We start from the raw sequence: 12,220 nt of genomic DNA, 5'->3' as shown, positions 1-12,220 counted from the left end.
TGAAGATATGATGCTCAAGGATACTACTCGCGATAGCCAGTGCGCTCAAACCCTTAGTCATCAATCCAACAGACGTTGCGGAATATCGACCTCCATTGAAAGCAGCATTTGCGCCAGCGCTTTGCCCTGCGAATCAACCCGCAGCGAGGCACTACCGCCCCCGCCCAGCGCGTCGCGCAACAAAAAATTAAAGGCGTGGAAACCCGGCACATCAAAGCGGTGTACACCGCCGCCGAGCAGATGCTCGAAGTACTCCGCCACCGCGCTCTCCGACAAGGCCTGGGCGATGTAGGGCAAATAGCGCTCGTGGCGCGCAATCACACCGATATTCGCGTTATTACCCTTGTCGCCGCTGCGCGCATAGGCCAACTGCTCCAGCGGTACGCGGCCGTCGACATCCTCGCTGACAGCCAGTGATGAGTAACGGCTACCGACCGCGGGGCTGGAACCTGGCGTTGGGTAGCTGCGCTCGCTTAAGCGCTGATCGCCCATTTGTACGGTGACGGGAACACGGTCTTTGGCGAGTAGCGACGAGTGAATGCGAATCAATGGGCCGGGCTTGGCTCGGCCAGCGCCAAAGCCACTCATGCCCGGTGCCGCCGAGGTCGCGAGATAGGCGAACTCGTTGGCGGCGAAGGTAAGCGCCTCGCGGCTGTTGTGGTGCAAACCGTATTTGGCCATCACCTCCCTGCTACCGGTATTGCGCGCGTGACGGCCATAGGTGTCCTCGGCACCGATGACCTCGATGCTGACATCGCGAAAGTCTTCCCAAGCGCGTTCTTTGAAGACGCTACTGCAGCGTTGCAACCAAGCATTAAGGCTACAGCGCGCTTTCTCGGCAGCGCGCAGCCCGCCGATAAAGGCGCTGCCCATTAAGCGATAGCCGTCTACCCAGGTTGCGCAAACCTTGTAGCTATCGCCCGGCGCGCGGCCCTTGGCATTGCTCACCTTAAGCCGGTTTTCTCCGACCTCCTCCAAGCGCACATCACTAAAATCACAGGCAACATCCGGCAGCAGATAGTTTGCCGGATCACCAATTTCATAGAGGATCTGCTCAGCGACAGTGGCGCGGTTGACCAAACCGCCGGTCGCCGGTGGAACGGTCACAATAAAATCGCCCTCTGCCGCAACCTCGGCAATGGGGTAGCTCATCGTGGAAAAGTCCGGCACTTGGTGCCAGTCGGTAAAGTTACCGCCGGTACACTGGGCGCCGCATTCCAGTACGTGCCCGGCCAAGGCCGCTTGCGCCAAACGATCGTAGTCCTGCCAGCTCCAGCCGAATTCATGCATCAGTGGCGCGATCACCACCGCACTGTCGACCACGCGCCCGGTCACCACGATATCGGCACCGGCGGCCAGCGCCTCGGCGATGGGCTGAGCCCCAAGGTAGGCATTCATACTGGCAAGCTTGTCGGGCAGCGGCGCGCCATTCTCCATGTCGCTCAGGCCCTCACGGGCAAATTCTTCCCTGCGTGACAGCACGTCGTCGCCATACACACCGGCAATATTGAGCTGCAGGCCCTGCTCCTCGGCCAAGGACTGCAGTGCGGCAATACAGCCGGGCACATTTACGCCACCGGCATTGGCAATAATCTTAATCCCTTTGGCAGCGCAGTCTGCCATCACATCGCGCATGGCAACGGTGACAAAATCCACGGCAAAACCCAGCCGTTCATCTCGGGCTCGCGCCTTGGCGAGAATCCCCATGGTCACTTCTGCCAGGTAGTCGAACACCAGGTAGTCCAGCTCGCCTTTGTCCACCAACTGCCGCGCCGCAAGCTGACTGTCGCCGTAAAACGCCGAGGCACAGCCAATATGTACTGACGAACGGCTCATAGCGCCTCCTCATTCAGCTCGACAAGCAACTGCCGCGACTTCACTTGATCGCCTGCTTGGCAGTGGATAGCCGCTACCGCGCCGTCCATATCTGCCTTTAGCGGGTGCTCCATTTTCATCGCCTCCAACACAACCAAGGTTTGCCCACAGCTAACCTTCTCACCCTCGGCAACGAGCACCTCCACGATGGCGCCGTCCATAGACGCTTTCAGCAAGCCGCTGCCGGCGGTCGCATCCGCTTTGGCGGCAGCGTGGCTGGTATCATCGAAAATGAAGTGGCCGCTGCCGTCATCCAGGAACAGCTGCTTGCCATCACGCGCAAAGTGGATGCGCCGCCTCACGCCGTCCTCTTCAATAACACAGGATTGAGCATCGCTACCTGCCACCTGCAAGGTATGGCGCTGACCGGCAACACCGAATTCGCGCTGTTTGCCCGTCGCAACAAGGTCGACGCGGTATTCCTGTCCCTCCCAAGCAAGCGTGAAAACGCAACTTTCCGGGGCGCTGCGCCGCCAGGCAGACATTGTTTTAGCCGCCGCGGCATTGCTTTCGTATAGCACCGCGGCTGCCCTTGCCAAGCTGGCAGTGCCGGGCTCTGGCGGAGGCGTGCACTGCTCTCCATACTCAGCGATAAAAGCCGTGGTGGCCTCTCCGGCAATAAAACTCGGATGGCGCAGCACCGCCTGCAAAAACTGCAGATTGTTATTGATGCCCAGCAATACCGTATCTTGCAACATCGACGCCAAACGCCGCAGCGCCTCTTCACGGCTCGGCGCCCAGCAAATCAGTTTCGCCAGCATGGGGTCGTAATGGGCGCCGATAAGCTGCCCTTCGCCAATCCCGCTATCCAGTCGCAGCCCCGGCTCCTGCGGCACTTGCCAGCGGGCAATACGGCCGGTTTGAGGCATAAACTGCTGGCGCGGCTCCTCGGCATACAGGCGCACTTCAACCGCGTGGCCATTGAGGCGGAGCTGGGATTGCGCCATCGGCAGTGGCTCGCCACTGGCAATACGCAGCTGCCATTCCACCAAGTCAACACCGGTAACCATTTCCGTCACCGGGTGCTCAACCTGAAGGCGCGTGTTCATTTCTAAAAAATAGAAACTGCCCTGTGCATCAACCAAAAATTCGACCGTACCCGCACCGCAGTAATTGCAGGCCTTGGCCGCGGCAACAGCGGCGTCGCCCATGCGCTGGCGCAATGCGTCATCGACAAAGGGCGACGGCGCCTCCTCCACCACCTTTTGATGGCGGCGCTGAACCGAGCAGTCGCGCTCGGCTAAATGAATGGCATTGCCTTGGCTGTCGGCGAAAACCTGTATCTCGACATGGCGCGGCTGCTGCACCGCCTTCTCCAGAATCAGCTCATCACTGCCGAAGGCTGACAGCGCCTCCGATCGAGCGCTGCGCAGTTGCTCAGGTAAATCTGCCGCCTGATCAACCAGCCGCATACCGCGTCCGCCGCCGCCCGCCGAGGCCTTGACCATAATTGGAAAGCCAATGCATTCTGCTTCAGCCACCAAGCGCTCGTCGCTCTGATCGTCGCCTTCATACCCAGGCACACAGGGCACGCCAGCGGCGATCATTGCCAACTTAGACAAGCGCTTGCTGCCCATCAATTCAATTGCGTCGCTGGACGGACCGATAAAAGTGACACCCGCCGCCTGACACGCACGGGCAAAGTCGGCATTTTCTGAGAGAAAGCCGTAGCCGGGGTGAATCGCATCTGCTCCGGTTTTTGTCGCGGCGTCAATAATGGCGTCCACGCGCAAATACGACTCCGACACAGCCGCCGGGCCGATATTCACGGCCTCATCAGCAAGCTGAACATGGGGGGCATTGTCGTCGGCATCGCTAAATACGGCGACAGTGCGATAGCCCATTTGTTTGGCGCTGCGTATTACCCTCACGGCAATTTCGCCGCGGTTTGCGATCAGTATTTTGTGCAATGCGGTCATGCTGTTCCCCGTTCCGAATACCAGCTGGGTTTGCGCTTTTCGATAAACGCCTGCGTCCCCTCTTTGCCCTCTGGCCCATTCAGGCATTGGGCAAAAAGATCTGATGCGTGGTCTAAAAGCGGTTCAAGTGCGGTAGTGCCGACATCAAGAAGTAGCGACTTGGTAAGCGCGGTTGCTGCCGGAGCACAACGCCGCAACGCAGAGAGTTGGTCGTTTAACTGCGCGTCAATGTCGTCGTTACTTTCCGCGCAGAAATGCACTAGACCGAGGCGCTGCGCTTCAGCGCCGTCGATGCGCTGCCCGGTTAAAGCCAAGCGCCGGGCCTGCGTCAATCCAACCCGCATCACCACAAAAGGCGTGATCTGCGCGGGCACAATGCCCAGGCCAGTTTCCGGCATGGCAAATTTGGCATCGGCTTTGGCAATCGCAATATCCGAGACACAGGCCAGACCAAAACCGCCACCTAGCACCGCGCCTTCCAAGACCGTGATAACGACCTGGGGGGCCTTATTTACCTCGGTGATAAGGTGACCGAAGCTACGGTTAAACTGCCAGGCCGCCTTATCCGGGGACAAGGGCTTGCCCTCCTCATCTACCGCGCCGTCGTGCATGCCGGCGATATCGCCGCCCGCACAAAAATTCCCCTCTGCGCCGCGCAACACCACGGCGCGCACGCTGCGGTGATCGGCGATGGCGGCGAATACCGCACGCATTTCGTCGACAAGCCTCTTGTTCATGGCGTTGCGTTTATGTGGCCGGTTGAGTGTGATCGACAACACGCCGCCGTCCAGCGACAGCAGCAATTCTTTGCATTCCGGTAACATACTCACCCCCTACAAACGGCCAATGCCGAAGGTGTTGGTCGTGATCTGACGAGCATCGGCATCGCGGCAAATATCAAGCACAAAGCCCAACACGCTGCGTGTATCGCGAGGGTCGATAATTCCGTCATCCCACATGCGTGCGGTATTGGCCAAGGCGTGAGACTTCGCCGCCATGGTATCCACGGTGTCTTTCTCAAGAGCATCGAGCATCTCTTCACTCACCTGCCCTGCGCGGCGCATTTTCGCTTCGGCAACCTGACGCATCACGCTGCCCGCCTGGGCAGGCCCCATCACCGAAACCACGCTGCGCGGCCATGCGAACATAAAGCGCGGCTCCATACCGCGGCCGCACATCGCGTAGTTACCCGCGCCGTAGGAACCGCCGACAACAATACTGATTTTGGGCACAGACGCATTGGTAACCGCCTGAATCAGTTTCGAGCCATGCTTGATGATGCCGCCCTGTTCCGCTTCGGTGCCGACAATAAAGCCGGTGGTGTTATGAAGAAAAACAATCGGCGTTTGCGACTGCTCGCAAAGCTGAATAAATTGCCCGGCCTTCGCCGCCCCCTTGGCAGTAATCGGACCGTTATTGCCAATCACTGCACAGGCAATACCTTGAATCGCCATATGACCGCAGACCGTGCCAATATCGAAGGCACTCTTGAATTCCAGGAAGTCTGAATCGTCGGCAATGCGCGCGATAATTTCCCGCACGTCGTAGGGCGTTTTGGGGTCTTCGGGCACAATACCTAGCAGCTCCTCAGCATCAAAATGCGGTTCGGCATAGGCCGCTTCCGCACTGGCCTGCAAGCGTTTGTCCCAGTCGAGCTTGCCCGCAACTTCGCGGGCAATACGAATACCATCGGCGTCGTTTTCTGCCAGATAGTCGGCCGTTCCGGCGACTTCCGCGTGCATCTCAGCGCCGCCAATCTCCTCGTCGCTGGCCTCTTCGCCAGTTGCCGCTTTAAGCAGTGCCGGACCGGCGAGATACACCGTGGACTGACGACGTATCATAATGACGTAGTCGGACAAGCCGGGTTGATAAGCACCGCCAGCGGTTGCGCTGCCGTGCACTACGGTAATTTGCGGGATACCCATCGCCGACAGTTTTGCCTGCACGGCAAAGCCGGCCCCAGACGGCCCGAAAAAGTCACCGAGCAGCTTTAAATTACCGCCGCCACTTTGCGCCAAGGTGAGCACCGGAAGCTTGTTCTCGATCGCGATACGCATCATCCGCTGACGCTTGGCGCTGCCCAATGGCGTAATGCTGCCGCCCTTGGTGAGATAATCATCGACCATAATCATGCAGCGAACGCCCGCCACATAACCAATACCGGTAATACAGCTTCCGCCGGCGGCACTGCCATCGCGATCCTCTTCCTGCATATAGCCGCAGAGGGTCGACAGTTCGAGAAAGGGGGTACCCACATCAAGCAGGGCACTTAAACGCTCGCGCGGCGGCATAAGACCGCGTTCGCGATAACGCGGTACTTTTTTCTCGGCCGCGGCAATCACTCGCTGTTCGATGTCTCGAAACTCATCAACGGCCGCGCCCATAACCTTGGCATTGCGCTGAAAAGCATCGCTGTGTCGATCGATGTAAGACTCTAATATCGCCATAAACTCGTCCTTTTAGCGCACTACTTTCTGCGGCCCGGATGGGTGCCCATCAATTTACAGATAATGCCCAGCATCACCTCGTCTGCGCCGCCACCAATGGAGGTGAGCCGCGTATCGCGGTAGGCGCGAGAGATGGGGTTGTCCCACATAAAGCCCATGCCGCCCCAATACTGTAAGCAGGCATCGGTAACTTCTCTGGCGAGGCGACCCGCTTTGAGCTTGGCCATGGACGCCTTCATGGTCACGTCGCTTCCGTGGATATATTCCTCCACCGCGCTATAGGTCAGCGCACGCAGCGCTTCGACCTCGGACTGCAACTCTGCCATCCGAAAGTGAACCACTTGATTATTAAGAAGTGGCTCACCAAATATTTCGCGCTCGCGGGCATAGTCAATGGTTTGGTTGATGCAGGCTTCCATGGCCTTGAGTTGTCCCGCAGCGGCATACAGGCGTTCTTCCTGGAATTGCAGCATCTGGTAGATAAAACCCTGCCCCTCTTCACCAATGCGATTGCGCTGGGGTACGCGAACATCGTCAAAGAACACCTGCGCGGTATCCGATGAACGCATACCCAGCTTGTTTAAGCGCTCCGAAAAGGACACCCCCGGCGTGTTAGTCGGCACGACAATCAGCGATTTATTGCTGTGCGCTTTACCTTCGCTGGTATTGGCCAGCAGGCAGAGATAATCCGCCTGAGTGGAATTAGTGATCCACATTTTGCTGCCATTGATAATGTAATCGTCGCCGTCTTTGCGGGCCGTGGTTTTAATCGCCGCAACATCGGAACCGGCATGGGGCTCACTCACCGCAATGGAGAACACCGCGTCCCCGCTTATCGCAGGCGTGAGAAATTCGCGACGCAATTCATCGCTGCCAAACTTTGCCAGCGCCGGCGTTGCCATATCAGTTTGTACGCCAATGCCCATCGATACACCGCCGGTGGTAATCCTGCCCAGCTCCTCTGAAAATACCGTTTGGTAGCTGTAATCCAGACCGAGACCGCCATATTCCACCGGCTTAGAAATGCCCAGCAGGCCCAAGTCGCCCATTTTTTTAAACAGCTCATGGGCGGGAAAAATCCCCTCCGCTTCCCAGGCATCGGCGTGGGGGTTTATTTCTTTGTCGACAAACTGCGCCACGGTATCGCGCAACTTTTGATGCTCTTCTGTCAAAATCATAAAACGCTCCAACTACGCAAAATTATTTAAAAACAGCCTTCAAAGGGATAAGGCGTGGGGACGAAACTGTTTGGTCCAGCGCCCATCGGTTCGGCGCGTTGAAACGCCGGGCGCGCCATCAGACGTTCGAGGTAAGCCTTAACCTGAGGCTCGTAGAACGTATCCAGGCCTAGTCCCTTACCCAGATACAGCGCGTAGCCAACCGCTATATCGGCAATGGTGAAGCGGTCGTCGCACAGGTATTCACGGTCGAGCAAATGGCTATTCACGCGCTTTAGTCGCGCCAGATACCACTTGCTGTAGTCTTCAACTGCCTGGGGCAAGCGGCGCTCCGGCGGTTCCAGCTGCGAGTAACGCAGAACAATGGTCTGGGGGAAGGTCAGGGTCGCATCACTGTGAAACAACCAGTTCAGGTAATCGCCATAGCCGGGGTCGCTAACGCGCAGACCGAAATCGAAGCGCTGGTATTGTTCAACAAGATAGAGACAAATACCGGAGGACTCGGTCATCTCCACGTCGCCGTCCCGGAAAAAAGGCACCGTCCCCAGAGGGTTAGTCTCAAGGTATTCGCGCTGGAACATGCGCGGCGGAAAAGCAAGGTTTACCAGCTCGTAGTCGATACCCATTTCTTCCATCGCCCACAATGGCCGCAATGAACGGGACGGGTAACAGTGCCACAGCGTGGGTTTTTCACTGCTCATAACAACTCCTTACAAACGGTATTGGCGCGACGCCAGCTCACGCATGATTTCTTCGGAACCGCCGCCAATCGCGTTCACTCTCACTTCACGGTAAAAGCGTTCAACGCGGTTGCCGCGCAAGTAGCAGGCCCCGCCTAAAATTTGGCTGGCTTCACGGGCGCAAAACTCCATGGTCTCGCTGGCTTGAACCTTAGCCATTGCCAAGTCACCCGGGTCGCAGCGCCCTTCTATATAGGCTTGGGTTAAATAATTGAGGTAGCACTGGGTCGCATTGATGCGCTGTTTCATCGCGGCAATTTTGTGGCGAATCACCTGGTGGTCGGCCAGACGTTTGCCGAAGGTCTTGCGATTGCGCGCCCACTCCACCGCATCCTCCAGGCAGGCGCGAGCGGCCGCTTCCATGGTGACGATCAGGCTTAATCGCTCCGGGTTGAAGTTACTCATGATGACGAGAAAGCCGTGCCCTTCTTGCCCGATCAAATACTCGGCGGGCACTCGAACATCGTCAAAATAAATGGTGCCGGTATCGGCACACCACCAACCCTGCTTGCGGTCCAGAGGGGTGCGCGAAACGCCGGGCAGGTCGGTGGGAATCAGCAGCATAGAAACACCACCAGCGCCCTCACCGCCCGTGCGTACAGCGGTACTCACCCAATCCGCTCCCATGACTCCGGAGATAAAGGTTTTACTGCCATTCACAATGTAGTGGTCGCCATCGCGCTTGGCAGTCGTTTGGATGTTGGCAACATCCGAGCCACCGGAAGGCTCGGTAATTCCCAGTGAAATTCGCTTTTCACCGGCTAACACGCGCGGTGCAACCATTTCTTTCAGCGCATCACTGCCGCAGTTCGTCACGGGTGGCAAGCCAATGCCATGAACGAGCAAATTACTGATCAAGCCCCCAGCGCTGCCCGCTCGCGTAATCTCTTCGTTGGCAATATTGATATGCCATTGGTCAATACCCTCGGAAATACCGCCATAGGCCTCAGGGTAGCCGAGCTGCAGCAAACCGATATCCGCCGCTTTGGCCCACAGTTCATCGGGAATTTTTCCCGCCTCTTCCCAGTCGTCGAGAAAGGGGCTGATTTCAGCGTCGACAAATTTACGCAGTTGTACTCGCCACGCTTCGTGCTCGGCATTGAGGTAGGGGTTGTGTAGACGGGCGCCGTCAAAATCCAGTGACATGCGAACTCCTGAGTTAGTCATTATTAGCCTACTCAGTCTATAAGCTCTGTTGGGGCGCGCTTAGGATTTGGTGCCAGACTAGGGGATATTTGGTGCCAGAAGGCGTTATTTCCGGCGATGTTCTCGCGGCGACTTGCCGAACCACGCTTTGAAGGCACTGGAAAAACTGCCGTGGTCAGCGTAGCCCAGCAGCAGCGCAATATCGGTAATACTCAAGCGCTCATCACTGAGATACTGCAATGCCAATTCGCTGCGCAGCTCTTGCAGCACTTGGCCGAACTGGGTGCCACTGTCGGCCAGTCGCCGCTGCAAAGTGCGTCGGGATATATTCTGCGCTGCCGCCGTTTTATCAATAGTCACCCCACCCGCCGGCAGCATTTTTATCAAGGTGTTGCGCAGTGATCGCAACACCGGATCGGGCTCACCTTCGCCGAATAAATGCTGGGTAGATTGCCGGATCGACATACTCCATTCCGAGTCCAACTGAACAAGGCGATAGTCGAGGCTCGCCGCATCAAAATACAGAGAGCTACGCGGCTGGGAAAAATGCAGGTCGCAGCCAAAAATGCTTTCCAACAGCTCGGTATTAGCGGGCTGCGGGTAACTGAAGTGGGCGCGCAGCACGGGAATTGGCCGCACACACAGCGAGCGCACAATAGCTGCAGAGGTGGTAAGCAGACAGTCACTTTGATACCGCCAACGGCCCGATGCCTCCCACAGGGGTAGCCAGTCCAAGCGCAGGCGTTCATCCTCGCGGCGAATGCGAACCTCGCCGATGTCGCCGGCAAAGTGCAGCACGCTGGGCATCAGGTTCAAGTAGTCGCGGAAGGTTTCGCACACACCACAGGTGTAGAGCTGCATATTCAGACGGCTGATATAGTCCACACGGCCGGTGTAGAGGCCAATATCTTCGCCGCAGTGCTGCGCGGCAAGCTCATACAAGCGATGCATCGCCGACACGGGGTGTCGAGCCTCGGCGTCACTGAGGGCTTCCGGCAGGATACCGACCGACCTCAGCAGCGCTTCACTGTCGCCACCCAGTGCGGCAATCGCCTGGGCAATACTGCGGATACTGGTGCTGTTAACGGTCCAATTGGGGTCGATCGTATTCATCGCCACGTCTTCAAATACATGCTCGCAAAGTGTACGTGAATGCCGACGATGGCGGTACCGGCCAGACTCACGGCGGGGCGGCTGCGAGGTCGCGCTTAAGATGACGGCTGCTCAGATAAAAGTGCAGCGCCGATAAACTCACCATCAATGGCACCAGTGCCAGCATGGCATAGCGCAGCGACTCATCGCCAAATTGCGGTGCCAATAGGTCACTGAGCAGCCCGACAGACCAGGGCCCGGCACCCAAGCCCACCAAATTGAAGATGAAAAACAGGATGGCCGAGGCCATCGCCCGCATACGCAAGCCCACAAGTGAATGGCTAACCGCCAGCGTATTCCCTAAAAACACATTGGACTGTATGGCGGGAATAATCATCAACAACAGCGAGGCATAGACATTGTCGACCAGGTAAACCCCGGCGGCAAAAGGCAGTGAAATCACACCGGCCAAAGCCGGCAATAGCACATACCAACGCGTGTCTTTAGCGGCGAGTTTATCGGCCAGCAAACCGCCACCGAATACCCCGACCGCACCACCAATACCAATAATGAGCGCCAGCCACGTACCCAGCTCCCCGGTGCTCATGCCGTAACTGCGAATAATGAAAGACGCCGACCAATTGGCGACCGAATAACCGGCAAAGGCGCTCAAGGCACCCGCCCAGGCCATATGGCGAAAACTGCGCCGCGACCACAGCAGCGCCACCACTTCTTTAACGGCAACGGGTTCGGGGTTGTCATCGCGATTCTCGGACAAACCGCGACGCGGTTCGCGCAGGGTATAGCGCACCACTACTGCCAGCAGAACCCCCGGCACACCCACGACAAAAAACGCTACCCGCCAACCAAAAAATTCATTGAGCCAACCGCCCATTAAAAAACCGAACAAGATGCCAATACTGACGCCCGTGGAATAGAAACCCAGCGCCGAAGCGCGGCGCTCCGCCGGGAACATATCAGAAATCATCGAATGCGATGGTGGGCTGCCACCGGCCTCGCCAACGCCAACACCAATTCGCGCCATTAACAATTGCAGGTAATTCTGGACTAAGCCACTGATGGCCGTCATAAAGCTCCAGATAAACACCGCCAGGGCGACAATATTTCTGCGGTTTCCCGCATCGGCCCAGCGGGCAATGGGAATCCCTGCCGTGACATAGAACAGCGCAAAGGCAAAACCTGTTAACAGCCCCAGCTGGGTATCACTCAGCAGTAATTCAGCCTTGATCGACTCCTGCAAAATCGCCAGCAGCTGCCGGTCAATAAAATTGAAGCTATAAACAATGGTCAAGATAAACAGGGCGTAATAGGCGCGCCCATCGCTGCGATAGTGCTGAGAGTTCATGCCGCCATCCTTATTATTTTTTGAGGCTGGTATGAGTATTTATTTGCCTTCTGTACAGGCAATAAGACGCGAATCCATGAGCGCTGCCGTGCGGTGCTCGGTGATTGCCTGATAGTCCGGATTGCGCAGCATCGTTACAAAGTGCTCAATGCTGGGATAACGCACTAGCATTACCTTGTGCCAGTCCTCACCGGGTGGCGCAATGAGCGGCGCATGGGCCGCCGCCAACCACTGGGGTTGTCCGTCAACGGCGCTGAGAAACGGCATAATTAATTCGCTGTAGCGTTGATAAGCCTGCCGACCAGTAAGCCCTCGGTCGCCATCGGCATACTGCGCGCGATCGTGAAAACACAGTAAATTAAGCATAACAATCGGCTCGTCACTGGGGATTCGCGCCAGCAGCTCACCTAATTCAGCCGCCCGTGGATCAATACTGTAACGATTATCTGACATTGGC

General features: G+C 57.3%; 10 protein-coding genes. All 10 read right to left on the bottom strand.

Annotated elements, in window-relative coordinates:
- Positions 1-60: 60 nt before the first annotated feature.
- The 10 genes from H573_RS0110945 to H573_RS0110900 all read right to left on the bottom strand — a co-directional run bounded on the left by H573_RS0110945 (position 61) and on the right by H573_RS0110900 (position 12,216).
- Positions 61-1,836, bottom strand: coding sequence for an acyclic terpene utilization AtuA family protein (locus tag H573_RS0110945; protein ID WP_027874316.1), 1,776 nt, complete (start codon positions 1,834-1,836; stop codon positions 61-63).
- Positions 1,833-3,794 (bottom strand): acetyl/propionyl/methylcrotonyl-CoA carboxylase subunit alpha, encoded by a 1,962-nt coding sequence (locus tag H573_RS0110940; protein ID WP_027874315.1) that lies wholly within the window; start codon positions 3,792-3,794, stop codon positions 1,833-1,835. The genes H573_RS0110945 and H573_RS0110940 overlap by 4 nt, the downstream gene beginning before the upstream one ends.
- Positions 3,791-4,618, bottom strand: a complete 828-nt coding sequence (locus tag H573_RS0110935; protein WP_036256529.1) for an enoyl-CoA hydratase/isomerase family protein — start codon at positions 4,616-4,618, stop codon at positions 3,791-3,793. Before H573_RS0110935 ends, H573_RS0110940 begins: the two co-directional genes overlap by 4 nt.
- 9 nt (positions 4,619-4,627) lie before the next feature.
- Positions 4,628-6,241: an acyl-CoA carboxylase subunit beta gene (locus tag H573_RS0110930; RefSeq protein WP_027874313.1), complete on the bottom strand. Its 1,614-nt coding sequence runs from the start codon at positions 6,239-6,241 to the stop codon at positions 4,628-4,630.
- 20 nt (positions 6,242-6,261) lie between these two features.
- Positions 6,262-7,419, bottom strand: coding sequence for an acyl-CoA dehydrogenase family protein (locus tag H573_RS0110925; protein WP_027874312.1), 1,158 nt, complete (start codon positions 7,417-7,419; stop codon positions 6,262-6,264).
- A gap of 26 nt (positions 7,420-7,445) precedes the next feature.
- A complete protein-coding gene (locus H573_RS0110920) occupies positions 7,446-8,120 on the bottom strand; it encodes a glutathione S-transferase family protein (RefSeq protein WP_027874311.1) in 675 nt (224 codons plus the stop codon).
- A 9-nt stretch (positions 8,121-8,129) separates the two neighbouring features.
- The gene (locus H573_RS0110915; protein WP_027874310.1) at positions 8,130-9,305 is read right to left on the bottom strand and encodes an acyl-CoA dehydrogenase family protein; all 1,176 of its coding nucleotides are present in this window, start codon (positions 9,303-9,305) and stop codon (positions 8,130-8,132) included.
- Positions 9,306-9,410: 105 nt separating this feature from the next.
- Positions 9,411-10,418, bottom strand: a complete 1,008-nt coding sequence (locus tag H573_RS0110910) for an AraC family transcriptional regulator (RefSeq protein WP_027874309.1) — start codon at positions 10,416-10,418, stop codon at positions 9,411-9,413.
- 67 nt (positions 10,419-10,485) lie between these two features.
- Complete coding sequence (locus tag H573_RS0110905; protein WP_036256527.1) at positions 10,486-11,763, bottom strand: spinster family MFS transporter; 1,278 nt, start codon at positions 11,761-11,763, stop codon at positions 10,486-10,488.
- Positions 11,764-11,802: 39 nt separating this feature from the next.
- Positions 11,803-12,216 (bottom strand): DUF1330 domain-containing protein, encoded by a 414-nt coding sequence (locus H573_RS0110900; protein WP_027874307.1) that lies wholly within the window; start codon positions 12,214-12,216, stop codon positions 11,803-11,805.
- Positions 12,217-12,220 lie beyond the last annotated feature (4 nt).

It is taken from the genome of Neomelitea salexigens DSM 19753 (genome assembly GCF_000422345.1).
Taxonomy (GTDB): domain Bacteria; phylum Pseudomonadota; class Gammaproteobacteria; order Pseudomonadales; family Spongiibacteraceae; genus Spongiibacter; species Spongiibacter marinus_A.
This window is presented reverse-complemented; position numbering and strand designations above follow the sequence as displayed.